Raw genomic sequence first — 17,280 nt, 5'->3', positions numbered from 1 at the left:
GTCCGCGCAATCGGACCCTCGGGCAGAGTCGCGTTCAGGCGCGGTATGCGGCCTCATAAGCCAAGCCCCTCTTGCGGGCAAGCGCATCCGCGGGCATATCAGTCCTGACACAGACGCAAGCGCAAGGACCAAGGCCAATGACCACCTTTGACGATCGCGAGAACGCCTTCGAGAACAAATTCGCCCATGACGCCGAGATGCAGTTCAAGGCCGAAGCCCGCTGCAACAAGCTCTTGGGCCTTTGGGCCGCCGAAAAACTGGGCAAGACCGGCGATGATGCCGCCGCCTATGCCAAGGAAGTCGTGGTTTCCGATTTCGAGGAAGCCGGGCACGAAGACGTGGTCCGCAAGGTCGCGGGCGATCTTGGCGATCTGTCCAGCCCCGACGAGATCCGCGCCAAGCTGGCCGAGCTGCTGCCGATCGCCAAAGCGCAGCTGATGGAAGAGCACTAGGCCACAGCCCCAAGAGACAAGGATGGCGTCCGGTTTCGGGCGCCATTTCTTTATGTAAAATCCAACGTTTAACGCCCCCTTCACCCACCGCCGTCTAGACCGGTTGGGCGATGCCGGGCTGTCCGGCCCTGACCGGAGCCAAAGATGCCGACACGCCGCCGCACTGCCCGCGCCATATCCGCCACAGCCCCGCTGATGCCACCATTACGGGCCGCCCTGTCCAAGGGTCTTCCACCATTGGCGCTGGTGCTGTTTGGCTGGCTTCTTTGGCGGAAGGTCGATGGGCTTGATCCCGTGGAAATCAGGCAGGCTGTCAGCGCTGTGCCCCTATCCGGGTGGATCGGCGCAGCCATCGCTACGGCAGGAAGTTTCGCAGCGCTTGGCCATTATGACGCGGTGCTGCACCGGGTCATGGGCACAAGGGTGGGTGGCCGCGCGGCGCGATGGACCGGGATGCAGGCCATCGCGGTGTCGCAGTTTCTGGGATTCGGTGTGCTGACCGGCGCGCTGGTCCGCTGGCGGCGATTGCCGCAACTGTCCCTTTGGCAGGCGACCCGGCTGTCGGCCATGGTCGCCCTGTCCTTCCTTGCGTCCTGGGCGATGGTTACGGTCGTGGCCGTCCTGATCGCCGGGGCGCCCTTGGCGCTGCACCCGGCCCTCCGGATCGGCGCGGGGATTGCCCTGTCCGGGGTTTGCATCCTTCTGGCGCTTCGGCAGGTCCTGTCCCTTGGCTGGCTGTCCCGGTTCCGGGGGGCGGATGCCGGGCGGTTGCTGTTCTGGACCGCTGTGGACACCGGCTGCGCCGCGCTGGCCCTGGCCTGCCTGTTGCCTGCGGACTTGCTGCCGCCGATTCCGGTCATCTTCGCGGCCTATCTCCTCGCCCTGGGGGCCGGGTTGTTGTCCAACGCCCCGGGCGGGGTGGGGGCGTTTGAACTCACCCTCCTGGCCCTGTTGCCGCACGTCCCGGCCGAAACCCTTTTGGGGGCGGTTCTGGCGTTCCGGGTTGTCTATTACCTTGTGCCTGCGGTTCTAGGGCTATTGGCGCTGATCCCACAGCCCCGGGAGCCGGCCCCGTCCCGGCTTGTCACGATGGGGCCGGAGGCAGAGAGGCTTTCCGCCCAGACCGGCGCGCCGTCGGAATGGGGCTTGGTCCGTCAGGGCGGGACCATCGCCATGATGCCCGATGGCCAGTCGGGCTGGTTGTTTCGAGATATTGCCGACTACAGGACCGCGATCGGACCGGGCTGGGGGCAGCCGGACTTTGCAGGTTTCGCCCGATTGGCGGCCGCCGACGGACAATCCCCGATCCTCTACAAATGCAGCCGGGCAGAGGCCGCCCGTGCCCGCAAACTTGGCTGGGCCGTCCTACGCTGCGCAGATGAGGCGCAGGTGAACCTGCCGGGTTTTGACCTTGGCAGCCCAGCCCATCGGCAATTGCGGCGCAAGCTGCGCCACGCGGAAAAGGCCGATATCCGGGTTTTGCGGGCGGCCAGCCCTCTCCCCCTCGCCCAGATGGCCGCTGTTCATCGGGACTGGACCCATGCGCAGGGCCGTGAACGGGGCTGGTCGATGGGGCAATTCGATCCCGCACTTCTGGCCGGACAGGCCGTGTTTCTGGCCAGCCACAACGGACAGCTTCTGGGCTTTGTCAGCTTTCACCGGGGCCGATCCGACTGGACGCTCGACCTGATGCGGCACCGCACCGACTTGCCCGACGGCACCATGCACGCGCTGATCGTCGCCGGGCTAGAGACCGCCCGGGCCGAAGGGGTGCCAGTTGTATCGTTGGCCGCCGTGCCCATGTTTCCCGGCTTGGCGGGCCAGATCGCCAACCGTCGCAGTGCGGGCCTGCGCCAGTTCAAGCAAAGTTTCGGCCCCGAATGGGCGCCCCGCTACATTGCCGCCCCGACCCGCGTCGACCTGCTTCGGGCCGGGATCGCTGTGGCCCGGGCGATCCACCGCCCCGGCCCTCTTCCCTCGACGTGCCCCGGTCCTGCCCCCGGTTTTCAGTTTGATCCCGACCGCGCTTCGTGCGATGTGCTGGCTGAAAACCATGACCTTCGGGCCACCGCCCGGCAACGCGCAGGACACCCCCATGTCGAACGCCCTTTCCCGCCTTCTTGAAACCCGCGACTGGCTGATGGCCGACGGGGCCACCGGCACCACGCTGTTCAACATGGGGCTCAGCTCTGGCGACGCGCCGGAGATGTGGAATATCGACCATCCCGACCGGATTACCGCGCTGTATCAGGGGGCGGTCGATGCCGGATCGGACCTGTTCCTGACCAACAGCTTTGGTGGCAATGCAAGCCGTTTGAAACTGCACGGGGCCGAGGGCCGGGTTGGCGAATTGAACCGCATCGCCGCCGAGATCGGGCGCGAGGTGGCCGACAAGGCGGGCCGCCCGGTCGTCGTGGCCGGATCGGTCGGCCCCACCGGCGAAATCATGGCGCCCATGGGCAGCCTGACCCACGACATCGCCGTCGAAATGTTCCACGAACAAGCCGAAGCCCTGAAAGAGGGCGGCGCCGACGTGCTGTGGGTTGAAACCATTTCCGCATCCGAGGAATTCGCCGCCGCCGCCGAGGCCTTCAAGCGCGCCGATATGCCGTGGTGCGGCACGATGAGCTTTGACACCGCCGGGCGGACCATGATGGGCGTCACCTCGGCCGATATGGTCAAAATGGTCGGCAAACTGGACCACCAGCCGCTCGCGTTTGGTGCCAACTGCGGCGTCGGCGCGGCGGACCTGCTGCGCACGGTCATGGGCTTTGCTGCCGCCGGGCCGGAACTGCCGCTGATTTCCAAGGGCAACGCCGGCATCCCGAAATATCACGACGGGCATATCCATTATGACGGCACGCCCGAACTGATGGCCGAATACGCCGTTCTTGCCCGCGATGCGGGCGCGACAATCATCGGCGGCTGCTGCGGCACCACCGCCGACCACCTGCGCGCCATGCGCGAGGCGCTGGAAACCCGTCCGCGCGGCGACCGCCCGACGCTCGAGGCGATCGCGGCTGCGCTTGGCGGCTTCTCCTCTGCCTCGGACGGGACCGGCGACGACGCGACGGCCAAGCGGGTCACGGGGCGCAGACGTGGCCGCGATTAGGGCCCTGTTCGAGGCCGCGTTTTCGGGTCTCCTCGGGACAGCGGGTGTAGCAGAAGTTCCGGCCTGCACAGGCCAGGGCTGTAGCAGCTTTGCCGCCTGTGTTCCCGACACTCGGGAATTGATCGTCGGGACCAGTTTCGGACGTGACTCGGGCCCTATCTATGCCAAAAGCGACAGCGGGACGTTCTGCACAGGCGACTGGCGGCGCACGGTGATGGGAATCGGCGTCGCACAATTCACCTGCGACGACGGGCGGCAAGGGCAGGCGGTCTATACCTGGCTTGACCCGGACACCGGCACGGCGACCGGCACCGGAAGATTTAACAACGGCACCCTGGTGCGGTTCTGGTCGGGCAATGACCTGGCCCGCTATTTCAGCTCTGCAGACCCGGCAGACCTGGCCGTGGCCGATTGCACCCCCGCCGAATTGTTTATGTCCTGAGCCTCAAAAAAGCGAAAGCTGATCGCCGGGGCGCGGTGGTGCGCGAAACAGACCGGTCCGCAGGGGCGGCAAGGTCGTTTTCAGCCCCAACCGCCGCACCGCGACATCGAACCGGGATTTCATCAACGCGGCCCAATGCCCCTGCCCGCGCATCCGGGTGCCCCATTCCGGATCATAGTCGCGCCCACCGTGCAACTCCCGCACGCGGCCCATGATCCGGGCCGCGCGGTCGGGAAACTCGGCCTCGACCCAGTCGCGGAACAGGCTGGCCACCTCGCGCGGAAGGCGCAACACGATCGACGAGGCCGCAATGGCGCCCGCATCGCGGGCCGCCTCGAGGATCGCCTCCATCTCGTGATCGGTCAGGGCCGGGACGATGGGGGACACCATGACCCGCACCGGGATGCCCGCATCGGTCAGGCGCCGGATGGTCTGCAATCGCCTTGCCGGGCCGGGCACGCGCGGTTCCATTTTCCGCGATATGGCCGGTTCCAGCGTGGTGACGGAAATCCCCACCCGCACCAACCCCTCTGCCGCCATGTCGGACAGGATATCCGCGTCGCGCTCGATCAGGCTGCCCTTGGTCACGATGCCCACGGGATGGCGGAAATCGCGCAAAACCTTAAGGCAGTCGCGCATGATTTCCCGTTCTTTTTCAATCGGCTGATAGGCGTCCGTGTTGGTGCCGATGGCAATGGTCGCCACCCGGTAGGACCTGGCCCGAAGTTCCTTTTCCAATTGGGCGGCCGCCCCCGGACGCGCCACCAGCCGGGTTTCGAAATCCAGCCCCGGTGACAGTCCAAGATAAGCGTGACTGGGCCGGGCAAAGCAGTAGATGCAGCCGTGTTCACAGCCCCGGTATGGGTTGATGGACCGATCGAAATTCAAGTCCGGCGAAGTGTTGCGGGTAATCACCCGGCTGATCCGTTCGTCCGACACTTCAGTCCGCAAGACCGGCAGATCATCCTCGGCCCGGTCCCAGCCGTCATCTGCCCAGACCCGCGCCAGGGGATCAAAGCGGACCTGCGGGTTCGACCCCGCCGCGCGGCCCCGCGCCCGCGCCCCCAGCAGATGTTCAACGTCTTTCCCGGCCATGCCGCATGATAGAACATAAAGGGAACACATGAACAGACCTCACGTTCAAAGCCCGAATTTTTCATTTGATCCTTCGTCGGTTCAGGGGCAGGCAGTGTCGCAATCGGTTCAGACCAATGGCGCAAACGGGCGCAAACCCGGTTCAATCGGCCCCGGCCCTACAACTTTTCAGGAATCACGACCCATGTCCGACGAAGATGAAATCATCCTCTCCGAGCTGAACGACGAAGAGCTTGTGCAGCAGATGTTCGACGACCTTTATGACGGTCTCAAGGAAGAGATCGAAGAAGGCGTGAATATCCTGCTGGAACGCGGCTGGGCCCCCTACCGAGTTCTGACCGAGGCGCTGGTTGGCGGCATGACCATCGTGGGTCAGGACTTCCGCGACGGTATCCTTTTCGTTCCCGAAGTGCTGCTGGCCGCCAACGCGATGAAGGGCGGCATGGCCATCCTGAAGCCGCTTCTGGCCGAAACTGGTGCCCCGCGCGTCGGCAAGATGGTCATCGGCACCGTCAAGGGCGACATCCACGACATCGGCAAGAACCTCGTCTCGATGATGATGGAAGGCGCAGGCTTTGAAGTGGTCGATCTGGGCATCAACAACCCGGTCGAAAACTACCTTGAAGCATTGGAAACCGAAGGTCCGGATATCCTTGGCATGTCCGCCCTGCTGACCACCACTATGCCCTACATGAAGGTCGTGATCGACACGATGATCGAAAAGGGCGTGCGCGATGACTACATCGTGCTGGTTGGCGGCGCGCCGCTGAACGAAGAATTCGGCAAGGCCATCGGTGCCGACGCCTATTGCCGTGACGCCGCCGTGGCCGTGGAAACCGCGAAAACGCTGGTCGCCCGCAAGCACAACCAGGGCGCAACCGCCTAATCCTCGCGGAAACTCGATTTCGAAAGGCGCGCCGGTCTGGCGCGCCTTTTTCGTTTCCGGGGTCAGCTGTCGCCCTTTTCGGCCTTCTTGACCCAGCGCCCGCCGTCCTGCGCCCAATATTGCGCGGCGCAGCCCGCGTCGGTGAGGGCCTTCCATTGGGTGCGGGCGTGGGCCACGGCGTCCGGGTTGGCCCCGTCAAAGATCACGCAAAGCCGCTCCAGCGCCTGCGCTTCTTCCGCCGAAACCTCGGCCCCATCAACGGCCATGACACAAGCGGGGCTGTTCGCCGCCCCCTGTCCCAGCGTGAACAGGATCGGCTGGTCGGCGTCATGCGGCCCACCCGCCATCCCATGTGGCAGGAACCCGTCCTCGGGCCGTTCCCACAGGATCTGGTCCAGCCGGTCAAGCCGCGCCCTGTCGGTGCCGCGCAATTCGATCCGCCAGCCCCGTTCCCGCGCCTTGCCCAGCAAAAGCGGCAGCGCCGCCTCGAGCGGGCTTTCGGTCAGGTGGTAAAAGAACGCGGCCCCCATACCCCTAGCCTTCGCAGGTGTCGGCGATCAACCGGTTCAGCGTCATCACGCCCCAGCCCGTCGCGCCCTTGGGCGCAAGGGTCGATGCGGATTTGAGAGAGGCAACCCCGGCGATGTCGATATGGCACCACGGGGTTTCATCCTTGACGAAGCGGCGCAGGAACTGGGCCGCGGTGATCGACCCGGCGGGCCGTCCGCCCGTGTTCTTGATGTCGGCAATATTGCTGTCGATCAGCTTGTCATAGGCAGGCCCCATCGGCAGACGCCACGCGCCTTCACCCTCGGCCCCGGCGGCCTTGATCAGATCCCCGGCCAGATCGTCGCTGTTGGAAAACACGCCCGCGTTTTCATGGCCCAGCGCGATGATCATCGCCCCGGTCAGGGTGGCAAGGTTGATCATGCCGCGCGGCTTGAACCGTTCCTGCGCGTACCAAAGCACATCCGCCAGCACCAGACGCCCTTCGGCATCGGTGTTGATCACCTCGATCGTATCGCCCTTCATCGAGGTCACCACGTCGCCGGGCCGGGTCGCCGTGCCCGACGGCATGTTTTCCACCAGCCCGACAAGCCCCACCACATTGGCCTTGGCCTTGCGCAGGGCCAGCGTTTTCATCACGCCCGCGACGACGCCCGCGCCGCCCATATCCATGGTCATGTCTTCCATTCCGGCGGCCGGTTTCAGGCTGATCCCGCCCGTGTCGAACACGACTCCCTTGCCTACAAAGGCAAAGGGCGCATCGTCCTTCTTGCCGCCCTTCCATTGCATGACGACAACCTTGGACGGGCTGGCCGACCCCTGCCCCACGCAAAGAAGCGACCCCATCCCCATCTTTTCCAACTGGTCTTCCTCCAGCACTTCGACCGTCAAGCCAAGGGCTTCCAACCCTTTCAATTGCTTGGCGAATTCGGTTGTCGTCAGGACGTTGGCCGGTTCGTTGACCAGATCGCGGGTGAAATAGACCCCTTCGGCAATGGCGGACAGCGGCGCAAAGGCCGCCTGCGCCTCTTCCACGTCCTTGACCCGGAAGGTCACGGACCCGTCCGGCCCGGCATCGGGGGCGGATTTCCATTTTGTGAACGTATAGGATTTCAGCACCAGTCCCAGCGCCACTTCCTCGGGCGCGCGGACCCCGGCGCACAACACATGCAGCGCCCCTTTGCCCCGCGCGGCGGCAAGGGCGGCACCGGCCTTGCGCCCGTCCTCCACGCTTGCCCGGCGCGGCAATTTCACGATCAGCACGGCCTCGGCCTGCATGCCGCCCGGAACTGCGATTTCGACAACCTCGCCCGGTTTCATCCGTTCGAACCGGTCAGAGTCGATCATCCGCTCTACCGCCTTGCGGGTCAGGCTGTTCAGCTTGCGCCCGTCCGGCCCGATCTTGCCGTCCTCGCTGGCGAAAATGGCCACGCGCCCGGCCAATTGGGCAAGGTCATCCGTCCGGGCCTCTTCGAACTGGATCGGGGTCGGTCTGGTCATGGTGCGGTTCCTTTGGAAATGGCGGCCCGGCGGGCCGTTATGGCGGATCGGCGGCAGCCTGCCAGCCTGTGATTGGCAGTTCAATCCCCTGTCGGGATCGTCTAATGTCCCACCAGATTTAGTATGTCTTCGGGGGGATCAACAGGGGTGTCGCGATTCGACAGATATCTGCTGTCGCAGTTGATGGTCCTGTTCGGGTTCTTCTCGCTCGTGCTGATTCTGGTCTATTGGATCAACCGCGCGGTGATCCTGTTCGACCGGCTGATCGGCGACGGGCAATCGACCTGGGTCTTCCTTGAATTTACCGCATTGTCGCTGCCCGGCATCATCCGTCTTGTTCTGCCGATCGCCGCGGCGGTGGCCGCCATCTATGTGACCAACCGGATGAGCGCGGAATCGGAGCTGACCGTGGTTCAGGCGACCGGATTTTCGGCATTTCGGCTGGCCCGTCCCTATGTCGTGTTCGGTCTGATCGTGGCGGTTCTGTTGTCGGTGCTTGCGCATTACCTCGTGCCCCTATCGAACAAGGTCTATTCCGAACGGTATCGGGAAGTGAGCGAAAACCTGATTGCCCGCCTGCTCAGCGCGGGCGAATTCCTGAACCCCACGGATGGGGTGACCTTCTACATCCGCGACATCACCCCGCAGGACGAACTGCTGGATGTCTTCCTTTCGGACACCCGCAGCCCCGACGAGAGCGTCGTCTACATGGCCAGTCGCGCGTTTGTGGTGAATACGGAATCCGGACCGCAATTGGTCATGATCGAAGGCACCGCCCAGACCCTGCGCCACCCAAGCCAGCGGTTGATCGTCACCCGGTTCGACGATTTTGCCTACGATATCAGCAGTTTCATCGACACGTCGGCGACCATCGCACGGGCCCCACGTGAACTGCCGACATGGTCGCTTCTGTCGCCCGGCGCGGACATCCTCGCAGAAACCGGGCAGGACCGCGCAACGCTGGTTGCGACCGGCCATCAGCGGATTGCAGAGGCTTTGCTGCCGGTGGTCGCCGTTCTGATCGGGTATTCGACGCTTGTGCTTGGCGGGTTCAGCCGGTTCGGGGTCTGGCGGCAGATCCTGACCGCCGTCCTTTTGATGATCGTGGTCAAGATGGTGGAAACCGCCTTTGTGTCGACCATCCGCGCGACCCCTGCACTATGGCCCCTAAGCTATGGAACCTTGGCGTTTGGCCTGTTGGTCACATGGTTCCAGCTTTTCTGGTCCGGGCGTCCCTACCTGTTCCGGCGCTATCGCCCCTTTGCCCCGGCAGAGGAGGAGCCCGCATGATCCTGCATCGGTATTTTGCCTACCGTTTCGCCCTGACCTTTGGCGGGGTACTTGGCATTTTCATCGTCATGCTGACCCTTCTGGACCTGATCGACCAATTGCGCAGCTTTTCGTCCGATGCCACGTTTCAGGAGGTGCTGAGCCTGACCCTTTTGTCGGCGCCACAGGGTCTTTACCGGATGCTGCCCCTTATGATGATCCTGACCACCATCGCGCTGTTTCTTGGACTTGCGCGAACGTCAGAACTGGTTGTGACCCGCGCCGCGGGACGGTCGGCATTGCGGGCCCTTCTGGCCCCCTTGGCTGTCGCCATGCTGATCGGGGTGTTGGGGGTCGCAGTGTTCAACCCGATCGTCGCCGCCACAAGCAAAGAATACGACCGGCGGGCCGACGACCTGCGTGGTGTGGCCAGCGTGCTGCGGATTTCATCGGATGGCTTCTGGTTGCGGCAAGGCAGCGCTGAACGCCAATCGGTCATCCGCGCGGTGGCAACGAACGTGGATGGCACCCAACTGCGCGGCGTGACCTTCATCACTTTCGAAGACGGCCCCGTTCGCCGGATAGAAGCCGCCCGCGCGACCCTTGTCGACGGGGCGTGGGAACTGGAGGACGTCAAGCTTTGGCCGCTTGGGGATACTCCAAACCCCGAAGCCGCCGCCGAAACCCATGCGCGGTTCAGCATCCCGTCGACCCTGACCCCGGACCAGATCCGCGACAGTTTCGGAACGCCGTCGTCAATCGCCATCTGGGACCTGCCCGGGTTCATCGACCGTCTGGAGACCGCCGGATTCGCCGCACGGCGGCACCTGATGTGGTTTCATTCCGAACTGGCCCAGCCGCTGTTTCTTATGGCCATGGTGCTGATAGGCGCGGGGTTCACCATGCGTCACCAGCGGGGCGGCCGGACCGGGTTGATGGTCCTATTCGCGATCCTGTTGTCCTTTGGGCTGTATTTCCTGCGCAACTTCACCGCCGTTCTGGGCGAAAACGGACAGTTGCCCGTGGCGCTTGCCGCATGGGCGCCACCCTTCGTCGGCATCGGATTGTCACTTGGCCTGTTGCTTCATCTGGAGGACGGATGATGCGTGCCTTTCTGATGGCCTTTCTGTTCCTGATCCTGCCCCTTGGTGCTGCGCAGGCCCAATCTGCGCCGCCGGCGACAATGATCGCGGATACCGTGGCGGTGGACGCAACCGACAGGCTGACCGCGTCCGGCAATGTCGAGGTCTTTTTTGACGGAACCCGGCTTTCCGCAACGCAGGTGATCTATGACCCGGCGACCGACACCTTGCAGATCGTCGGGCCGATCATCATTGAAACAGCAGATGGGCAGGTCTTTCTTGCGGACCGGGCCGAGATTGACCCGCGGCTGGAAAACGGCCTGCTTCTGGGCGCACGGCTGATCCTTGAACGACAGCTACAGATCGCGGCCAACCGCATCGACCGGGTCGATGGGCGTTACACCCAAATGACCCGCGCCTCCGCCTCGTCCTGCGCGGTTTGCGGCACAGAAGACCCGTTGTGGGAAATCCGCGCCCGCCGGGTCATCCACGATCAGGACGAACAGCAGCTTTACTTCGAAGATGCGCAATTCCGGGTGCGAGGCGTGCCGATCTTCTGGCTGCCACGCATGCGTTTGCCCGACCCCACATTGGACCGGGCGACGGGGCTTTTGATCCCCCAGATCCGGTCATCGGACCTGTTGGGGTTTGGCCTGAAACTGCCCTATTTCATCACCCTTGGGGATCACCGGGACCTGACGATCACGCCCTACCTGTCCCCGGAAACCCGGACAGTCGAACTGCGCTACCGGCAGGCCTTTGCCTCCGGTTCGATCCAGTTTGACGCGGCGGTCAGCGATGACCAGCTACGCCCCGGTGCTACCCGGTATTATTTCTTTGGCGAAGGATCGTTCGACCTTGGGAATGACTACCAGCTGGATTTCACCGTTCAGAACGTGTCGGACGACGGCTATCTTCTGGACTACGGCTATTCCAGCGCGGACCGGCTGGAAAGCGGCGCGACGATCACCCGGATCCGCCAAAACGACCTGTTCCTTGGAAAGGCCGTGACCTATCAGGGGCTGATCCCGCTGACGACATCGGAAAGCACCCCGCAGGTTCTAAGCGATCTGCATTATGAACGGGCGATCTACCCCGCAGCGGGCGGACGCGCGACGCTGCAGTGGGATTTTGAAACCCATATCCGCACCGACAACAGCGGCGTGGAACGGGATGTGGCTCGCCTTGGGCTGGGTGCGGATTGGACAGGAAGCCGGGCCACCGCATCCGGCCTGGTCTTCCGCTATGGCACGGGGCTTGAACTGGATGCCTATGCCACATGGGACGACCCCTTGGCCGATGCTTTTGTTGGACGGGCAACCCCCTGGGCCATGGCGGCCCTGTCCTTCCCGCTTGCCCGGACCGAAATGTCCGGGGCCACACAGATCATCGAACCTGTCATCGCAGCCAGTTGGTCCGACACGATGGGGGGCACACCCGTCAACGAAGACGGCACCCGAAGCGAATTCGACGAAGCGAACCTGATCGCCCTATCCCGGTTCAGCGGCGAAGACCGGTCTGAAACCGGTGTGCGGATCGCCGCAGGTGGCAGTTGGAGCCGCCTGTCCCCGACTGGCTGGTCGGCCCGCCTGACCTTTGGCAAGGTCTGGCAAGAGGCCCCGGCAGACGATTACACCCTGTCGTCCGGGCTCGACAGCGGGTTTTCGGACTTGTTGGTGGCAGGTCAACTTGACCTGCCAAACGGGTTGTCCGTCGACGGCCGGGCGCTGTTCGATGCTGATTTCCGCCCCACGAAATCCGAAGTCCGGGTGGACTGGCAGGCAGAGCGTTTCGATCTTGGCGCGGCCTATACATGGCTTGATGCCGATACCGAAGAAAACCGCCCAACGGCCGTATCCGAATGGGAAATCGAAGGCGCCTACCGGATCAACCCCAACTGGGAACTGGGGGTGTCGAGCCGCTACGACGTGGCCGCCGACGAACCGGCCGAGGCGGGCCTGCGCGTGAATTGGCGCAACGAATGTGTCACGGTTGAGCTTTCGGCCTCGCGCCGCTTTACTTCTTCGACTACGGTGCAACCGTCCACGGACTTCGGCCTGACCATCGGGTTGGCTGGTTTCTCGGCTCAGGCTATGGGGGCGACCCCGGCCCGGACCTGTATGAACTGAACGACGATGACGACGAGGGTAATATGAACTGGTTCGCCCGCCTCCTGACAATCGGCCTTCTGGCCCTGCCCCTGTCCGCGCCGGCACAGGGCCTGTTTTCACCGGCAGTCACCGTGAACGACAAGGTCGTCACGAATTACGAGATCAATCAGCGCGTTCTGATGCTGCAACTGTTCCGCACCCCCGGTGACCTGACGGAACTGGCCCGCGAACAGCTGATCGACGACCGGCTGAAGGCGCAGGAACTGGAACGCGCCGGTTTGCGCCTGACGGAAGAGGCGCTTGAGTCCGAGATGACCGCCTTTGCCCAGCGCGCGAACCTGGGCCTTGACGAATTCGTGGCCCAACTTGAAAGCGCGGGCGTGGCAGAGGCAACTTTCCGCGATTTCGTCGCCACCGGGGCAGCATGGCGAGAATACATTCGGTCGCGGTTTGGCGCCCGCGTCGAGATTACCGAAGCCGACATCGACCGCGCCCTGGGCCAGTCGGCGGGTAATGGCATTCAGATTCAGGTTCTTCTGTCCGAGATCATCATTCCGGCCCCGCCAGAGCGGCCCGAGATGGTCCAGCGCGCGAACGAGGCGGCAAACACCATTTCGCAAATGACAACAACCGGCGCATTCTCGGCGGCAGCCCGGGAATATTCCGCCCTGCCGTCCCGCGAAAACGGCGGTCGGCTTGGCTGGCTGCCGATCACGAACTACCCGCCGCAATTGCGTGGAATGATTTTGTCCCTGGATCAGAACGCCGTTTCTGCACCGTTGCAGATCCCCAATGGCGTGGCCCTGTTCCAGATGCGCGGCGTCCGCGAAGTCACCGGTCCCGCCCCCGAATTCGGGGCCATCGAATATGCCGCGCTTTACCTGCCGGGTGGCCGGACCGAGGCCGGGCTGGCCGCCGCCGCCCGCATTCGCGATGCGTCCGATACCTGTGACGACCTTTACGGTGTCGCCAAGGACATGCCGGCGGAAGCGCTGGAGCGGATCACCCTGCCCCCGTCGGAGGTTCCGTCGGACGTGGCGATCGAACTGGCCCGGCTGGACCCCGGCGAGGTGTCGACCGCGCTGACCAGCGCCGATGGCCAAACCCTTGTCTTCCTCATGCTCTGCGGCCGCACCCCGGTACTGGAGGGCGAAGTGGACCGTGGCGCGATCCGCAACCAGTTGCGCGGCCAGCGCTTGACCGGTCTGGCCGACGCGCTGATCGCGGACCTGAGGGCCTCGGCGACCATCGTCACACAATGACCGTCGCGATCAGCTGCGGTGAACCCGCCGGGATCGGGCCAGAGGTCGCGGCCAAGGCCTGGGCCGTGCTGCGGGACGAGGTGCCGGTTCTGTGGATCGGTGACCCGGCGCATTTGCCCGCAGGCACCCCTTGGGAGCCCGTCATCACCCCAGCCGACACCCCAAAGATCAGCCCCCGCGCCCTGCCCGTCCTTGCCCGCGACTTCGGGCAGGATGTGACGCCTGGTGCGGCAAACCCGGCCCATGCCGCCGGGGTGGTGGCTGCAATCGAAACCGCTGTCGATCTGGTGCGCAGCGGACTATGCGCAGCACTGTGCACCGCGCCGATCCACAAGAAGGCGCTGGCCGATGGGGCTGGCTTTGCCTATCCGGGACATACCGAGTTTCTGGCCCATCTGGGCGGGGTCGACCGGGTCGTGATGATGCTCGCCTCTGACCTGCTGCGGGTCGTGCCCGCCACCATTCACATCCCCCTGTCCGAGGTGCCAAAGGCCCTGACCGCCCGGCTTTTGACCGATACGATCCTCATCACCCACGCCGCTTTGCGCCGGGACTTCGGCATTGCAGCGCCCCGGATCGCGGTGGCCGGGCTGAACCCCCACGCGGGCGAAGGCGGGCGCATGGGGCAGGAGGAGATCGACCTGATCGGCCCCACGCTAGACGCGCTGCGGGCCGAGGGGCTGGATATCGCCGGCCCCCTGCCCGCCGATACGATGTTCCACGCCGCCGCCCGCGCCCGCTATGACGTGGCGATGTGCGCCTATCATGATCAGGCGCTTATCCCGATCAAGACGCTTGCGTTCGACGACGGGGTGAACGTGACGCTGGGCTTGCCATTTGTCCGAACCTCGCCCGACCATGGCACCGCCTTTGACATTGCAGGCAAGGGCATTGCGAACCCATCGTCGATGATCGCCGCCATCCGCATGGCCGCGAAAATGGGCGCCGCACGAAAGGACCGCGCATGAGCCAGATCGACGGGCTACCGCCCCTGCGCGACGTGATCGCCACGCATCAGCTTTCGGCTAAGAAATCCCTGGGGCAGAACTTTCTGCTGGACCTGAACCTGACCGCCAAGATCGCGCGCATGGCAGGCGACCTGACGCAGGCTGACGTACTCGAGGTCGGCCCCGGTCCCGGCGGTCTGACCCGCGGGCTTCTGGCCGAAGGGGCGCGCAAGGTTCTGGCAATCGAAAAAGACGCTCGCTGCATGGCGGCGCTGGCCGAAATCGAGGCGGCCTATCCGGGGCGACTCGAGGTGATCAACGCCGACGCGCTTGAGGTGGACCCGCTGGCCCACCTGACGCCTCCGATCAAGATCGCGGCCAACCTGCCCTACAACGTGGGCACCGAACTCCTTGTCCGCTGGCTGACCCCGACGGATTGGCCCCCGGTCTGGGAAAGCCTGACCCTGATGTTCCAGCGCGAGGTCGCCCAGCGGATCGTGGCGGACCCGGGCAGCAAGGCCTATGGCCGCCTCGCGATCCTGTCGCAATGGCGCACCGATCCGCGCATTGTCATGGACCTTCCGCCCGAGGCATTTACGCCCGCGCCCAAGGTCTGGTCGGCGGTGGTGCATATCAAGGCGCTGCCCGAGCCGAGGTTCCCGGCCAATCCGGCAACACTGTCACGGGTCGTCGCCACGGCCTTTAATCAGCGGCGCAAGATGCTGCGGTCCTCACTCAAGGGGGTGTCGCTTGATATCGAGGCGCATCTGACCGCGGCGGGCATCCCGCCTACGGAACGGGCCGAGCAAGTCAGTCTCGAAGCCTTCTGCGCCCTGGCGCGGTCTTTGGACTCAGCCAAGGGTTAGGGTGGGTTGAAACCCACCTTACCTGTCACTTGCTCGGTTCGACGGCCCGGCGCGCCGGTTCGACGCGCGGCGGTGCCAGGACCTGCAATGGTCGTTTCACCGCTTCGGGCAGACCCGGCCGCCGGGGCGACAGCACCTGTTTCGAGGCTTCGATCATCAGCACGCCTCCGGCCCGGAAAAACGGCACGTGGCGCCCCATCGTTTCCACCACGCCGGCCATTCTGCGCCAGGACCGGCTGGTTGACGGTGGCTGATACAGGGTCGAGATCGCCCGCTCGGTCACGAACCCATGCCGCCGCAGCTGGGTTTCCAACTGTCCCAGCGAATAGGGCCGCCCATAGCCAAAGGGGGTCTTGTCCGAGCGGGACCAGATCCCGGCCCGGTTCGGCACCACGACGATCATCTTGCCGCCCGGCCCAAGCACCCGCCAGCATTCTTCCAGAACGGCGGTCGGCTGTTCAGAGGTTTCCAGCCCGTGCATCAGGACCAGCTTGTCCACCAGCCCGGTGGACAGGGGCCAAAGGGTTTCTTCGCAAAGAACGCTGACATTCGGCAGACCCGCGGGCCAGGGCATGACCCCCTGCGGCCCCGGCATGAGCCCGATCACCCGCCGGGCATCGCCAAGGTAAGGCCGCAACAGTGGCACGGCGAACCCGAACCCCGCCACTGTTTGCCCATGCGCCTCGGGCCAGAATTTCAGCAATTCGTCGCGGACTACTTTCTGCGCCGCCCGCCCCAGTGCGCTGCGATAGTAGAAGTTCCGAAGGTCGAGCACGTCCAGATGCATTGCTCTTGCCGGTCCTTTGCGCCAAGTTTGGCCTTACCCTGCCTTCAAGACCGGAGAACGACAAGCCATGCCGCTATCCCTTGTGACCATTCCGTGCCTTGCTGACAACTACGCCTACCTGATCCACGACGCGGAAACCGGCGAAACAGCCCTGATCGACGCGCCCGAACCCGGCCCGATCCTTGCCGCCCTTACCGAACGTGGCTGGCAGTTGACCGATGTGATCCTGACCCATCACCATTGGGACCACATCGACGGGCTGCCCCCGATCGTCGAGGCCTTTGCACCCCGCGTCATCGGTGCCGCGGCGGACGCGCACCGCCTGCCGCCCCTTGATCTGGCCGTGCGCGACGGCGATGCCGTGACCATCTGCGGAGAGACCGCGCAGGTGTTTGATGTCTCCGGCCATACCGTCGGCCATATCGCCGTGCATTTCCCCACCTCCGGCCTTGTGTTCACGGCCGACAGCCTGATGGCCCTGGGCTGCGGCCGCCTGTTCGAAGGCACCGCCGCGCAGATGTGGGCCAGCCTGTTGAAACTGCGGGCGCTTCCGGACAGCACCACCGTCTGTTCCGGCCATGAATATACCCTTGGCAACGCCCGGTTTGCCCTGACCATCGACCCAGACAACGTGGCCCTGCAATTGCGCACCGCTGCAATCGAGGAAGCCCGCGACGAAGGTCGGCCTACCGTCCTGACCACCCTTGGCGAAGAAAAGGCGACAAACCCCTTTCTTCGCGCCGATGCGCCGGACCTTCAGGCCGCGATTGGCATGGTCGGGGCCGAGCCGGCGGATGTTTTTGCCGAGGTTCGGACCCGGAAGGACAATTTCTAGGCGTTTTGAGGGGTCAAATCACGATATCGGGTGCCGTTGTCGTGATTTGTGACCAGATTTTCGAAAAAACTCCTTGAAGGTTCGGTCAGAAAACCAAACTTTAAGAGGTATGAGGCCACGGTCAGGA

Annotated in this window: 16 protein-coding genes; 12 read left to right on the top strand and 4 right to left on the bottom strand. The window is 64.4% G+C overall.

Annotation, left to right across the window (positions count from 1 at the left end; genetic code table 11):
- The first annotated feature begins 137 nt into the window (after positions 1 to 137).
- The 4 genes from U3648_RS07425 to U3648_RS07410 all read left to right on the top strand — a co-directional run bounded on the left by U3648_RS07425 (position 138) and on the right by U3648_RS07410 (position 4,006).
- Complete coding sequence (locus tag U3648_RS07425; RefSeq protein WP_420858617.1) at positions 138 to 452, top strand: DUF1476 domain-containing protein; 315 nt, start codon at positions 138 to 140, stop codon at positions 450 to 452.
- A gap of 144 nt (positions 453 to 596) precedes the next feature.
- Positions 597 to 2,576 carry a phosphatidylglycerol lysyltransferase domain-containing protein gene (locus tag U3648_RS07420; RefSeq protein WP_420858615.1) on the top strand — a complete coding sequence of 660 codons (1,980 nt, stop codon included), beginning with the start codon at positions 597 to 599 and terminating at the stop codon, positions 2,574 to 2,576.
- Positions 2,548 to 3,564: a betaine--homocysteine S-methyltransferase gene (gene bmt, locus U3648_RS07415; protein WP_420858614.1), complete on the top strand. Its 1,017-nt coding sequence runs from the start codon at positions 2,548 to 2,550 to the stop codon at positions 3,562 to 3,564. The genes U3648_RS07420 and bmt overlap by 29 nt, the downstream gene beginning before the upstream one ends.
- Positions 3,551 to 4,006: a hypothetical protein gene (locus U3648_RS07410; protein WP_420858613.1), complete on the top strand. Its 456-nt coding sequence runs from the start codon at positions 3,551 to 3,553 to the stop codon at positions 4,004 to 4,006. Before bmt ends, U3648_RS07410 begins: the two co-directional genes overlap by 14 nt.
- A gap of 3 nt (positions 4,007 to 4,009) precedes the next feature.
- On the opposite strand, the gene U3648_RS07405 is transcribed toward U3648_RS07410, so the two are convergent.
- Positions 4,010 to 5,101, bottom strand: a complete 1,092-nt coding sequence (locus U3648_RS07405) for a PA0069 family radical SAM protein (protein ID WP_420858612.1) — start codon at positions 5,099 to 5,101, stop codon at positions 4,010 to 4,012.
- Positions 5,102 to 5,285: 184 nt separating this feature from the next.
- Here U3648_RS07405 and U3648_RS07400 point away from each other — a divergent pair, with 184 nt between their 5' ends.
- Positions 5,286 to 5,987 carry a corrinoid protein gene (locus U3648_RS07400; protein ID WP_420858610.1) on the top strand — a complete coding sequence of 234 codons (702 nt, stop codon included), beginning with the start codon at positions 5,286 to 5,288 and terminating at the stop codon, positions 5,985 to 5,987.
- 62 nt (positions 5,988 to 6,049) lie between these two features.
- Here the strand turns inward: U3648_RS07400 and U3648_RS07395 are convergent, their stop codons facing one another.
- Both U3648_RS07395 and U3648_RS07390 read right to left on the bottom strand, forming a co-directional pair.
- Positions 6,050 to 6,517 (bottom strand): DNA polymerase III subunit chi, encoded by a 468-nt coding sequence (locus U3648_RS07395; RefSeq protein WP_420858608.1) that lies wholly within the window; start codon positions 6,515 to 6,517, stop codon positions 6,050 to 6,052.
- A gap of 4 nt (positions 6,518 to 6,521) precedes the next feature.
- A complete protein-coding gene (locus U3648_RS07390) occupies positions 6,522 to 7,994 on the bottom strand; it encodes a leucyl aminopeptidase (protein ID WP_420858607.1) in 1,473 nt (490 codons plus the stop codon).
- Positions 7,995 to 8,141: 147 nt separating this feature from the next.
- On the opposite strand from U3648_RS07390, the gene lptF reads away from it, so the two are divergent.
- Genes lptF through rsmA form a run of 6 tightly spaced genes read left to right on the top strand, consistent with a single transcriptional unit; the run spans position 8,142 to position 15,531 of the window.
- Positions 8,142 to 9,284, top strand: a complete 1,143-nt coding sequence (lptF, locus tag U3648_RS07385) for an LPS export ABC transporter permease LptF (protein WP_420858606.1) — start codon at positions 8,142 to 8,144, stop codon at positions 9,282 to 9,284.
- Complete coding sequence (gene lptG / locus U3648_RS07380) at positions 9,281 to 10,366, top strand: LPS export ABC transporter permease LptG (protein ID WP_420858605.1); 1,086 nt, start codon at positions 9,281 to 9,283, stop codon at positions 10,364 to 10,366. The genes lptF and lptG overlap by 4 nt, the downstream gene beginning before the upstream one ends.
- Positions 10,366 to 12,474 carry an LPS-assembly protein LptD gene (locus U3648_RS07375; protein ID WP_420858604.1) on the top strand — a complete coding sequence of 703 codons (2,109 nt, stop codon included), beginning with the start codon at positions 10,366 to 10,368 and terminating at the stop codon, positions 12,472 to 12,474. Before lptG ends, U3648_RS07375 begins: the two co-directional genes overlap by 1 nt.
- A 23-nt stretch (positions 12,475 to 12,497) precedes the next feature.
- On the top strand, positions 12,498 to 13,718 hold the full coding sequence (locus tag U3648_RS07370; RefSeq protein WP_420858603.1) for a peptidylprolyl isomerase: 1,221 nt from the start codon (positions 12,498 to 12,500) through the stop codon (positions 13,716 to 13,718).
- On the top strand, positions 13,715 to 14,686 hold the full coding sequence (pdxA, locus tag U3648_RS07365) for a 4-hydroxythreonine-4-phosphate dehydrogenase PdxA (protein WP_420858602.1): 972 nt from the start codon (positions 13,715 to 13,717) through the stop codon (positions 14,684 to 14,686). Before U3648_RS07370 ends, pdxA begins: the two co-directional genes overlap by 4 nt.
- Positions 14,683 to 15,531 (top strand): 16S rRNA (adenine(1518)-N(6)/adenine(1519)-N(6))-dimethyltransferase RsmA, encoded by an 849-nt coding sequence (gene rsmA / locus U3648_RS07360; RefSeq protein ID WP_420858601.1) that lies wholly within the window; start codon positions 14,683 to 14,685, stop codon positions 15,529 to 15,531. Before pdxA ends, rsmA begins: the two co-directional genes overlap by 4 nt.
- A gap of 25 nt (positions 15,532 to 15,556) precedes the next feature.
- Here the strand turns inward: rsmA and U3648_RS07355 are convergent, their stop codons facing one another.
- On the bottom strand, positions 15,557 to 16,318 hold the full coding sequence (locus U3648_RS07355; RefSeq protein WP_420858600.1) for a methyltransferase domain-containing protein: 762 nt from the start codon (positions 16,316 to 16,318) through the stop codon (positions 15,557 to 15,559).
- 67 nt (positions 16,319 to 16,385) lie between these two features.
- On the opposite strand from U3648_RS07355, the gene gloB reads away from it, so the two are divergent.
- Complete coding sequence (gloB, locus tag U3648_RS07350) at positions 16,386 to 17,153, top strand: hydroxyacylglutathione hydrolase (protein ID WP_420858599.1); 768 nt, start codon at positions 16,386 to 16,388, stop codon at positions 17,151 to 17,153.
- Positions 17,154 to 17,280: the final 127 nt, after the last annotated feature.

Source organism: Marivivens marinus (assembly GCF_035969385.1).
Taxonomy (GTDB): Bacteria; Pseudomonadota; Alphaproteobacteria; order Rhodobacterales; family Rhodobacteraceae; genus SELP01.
This window is presented reverse-complemented; position numbering and strand designations above follow the sequence as displayed.

What these genes read in the sequence shown, in the direction of transcription:
- U3648_RS07425 (WP_420858617.1), top strand. Translation starts at nt 138, where the DNA reads ATGACCACCTTTGACGATCGCGAGAACGCCTTCGAGAACAAATTCGCC.
- U3648_RS07420 (WP_420858615.1), top strand. Translation starts at nt 597, where the DNA reads ATGCCGACACGCCGCCGCACTGCCCGCGCCATATCCGCCACAGCCCCG.
- U3648_RS07375 (WP_420858604.1), top strand. Translation starts at nt 10,366, where the DNA reads ATGCGTGCCTTTCTGATGGCCTTTCTGTTCCTGATCCTGCCCCTTGGT.
- rsmA (WP_420858601.1), top strand. Translation starts at nt 14,683, where the DNA reads ATGAGCCAGATCGACGGGCTACCGCCCCTGCGCGACGTGATCGCCACG.
- U3648_RS07395 (WP_420858608.1), bottom strand. Translation starts at nt 6,517, where the DNA reads ATGGGGGCCGCGTTCTTTTACCACCTGACCGAAAGCCCGCTCGAGGCG.
- U3648_RS07405 (WP_420858612.1), bottom strand. Translation starts at nt 5,101, where the DNA reads ATGGCCGGGAAAGACGTTGAACATCTGCTGGGGGCGCGGGCGCGGGGC.
- U3648_RS07400 (WP_420858610.1), top strand. Translation starts at nt 5,286, where the DNA reads ATGTCCGACGAAGATGAAATCATCCTCTCCGAGCTGAACGACGAAGAG.
- gloB (WP_420858599.1), top strand. Translation starts at nt 16,386, where the DNA reads ATGCCGCTATCCCTTGTGACCATTCCGTGCCTTGCTGACAACTACGCC.
- lptG (WP_420858605.1), top strand. Translation starts at nt 9,281, where the DNA reads ATGATCCTGCATCGGTATTTTGCCTACCGTTTCGCCCTGACCTTTGGC.
- U3648_RS07355 (WP_420858600.1), bottom strand. Translation starts at nt 16,318, where the DNA reads ATGCATCTGGACGTGCTCGACCTTCGGAACTTCTACTATCGCAGCGCA.
- U3648_RS07390 (WP_420858607.1), bottom strand. Translation starts at nt 7,994, where the DNA reads ATGACCAGACCGACCCCGATCCAGTTCGAAGAGGCCCGGACGGATGAC.
- U3648_RS07370 (WP_420858603.1), top strand. Translation starts at nt 12,498, where the DNA reads ATGAACTGGTTCGCCCGCCTCCTGACAATCGGCCTTCTGGCCCTGCCC.
- bmt (WP_420858614.1), top strand. Translation starts at nt 2,548, where the DNA reads ATGTCGAACGCCCTTTCCCGCCTTCTTGAAACCCGCGACTGGCTGATG.
- pdxA (WP_420858602.1), top strand. Translation starts at nt 13,715, where the DNA reads ATGACCGTCGCGATCAGCTGCGGTGAACCCGCCGGGATCGGGCCAGAG.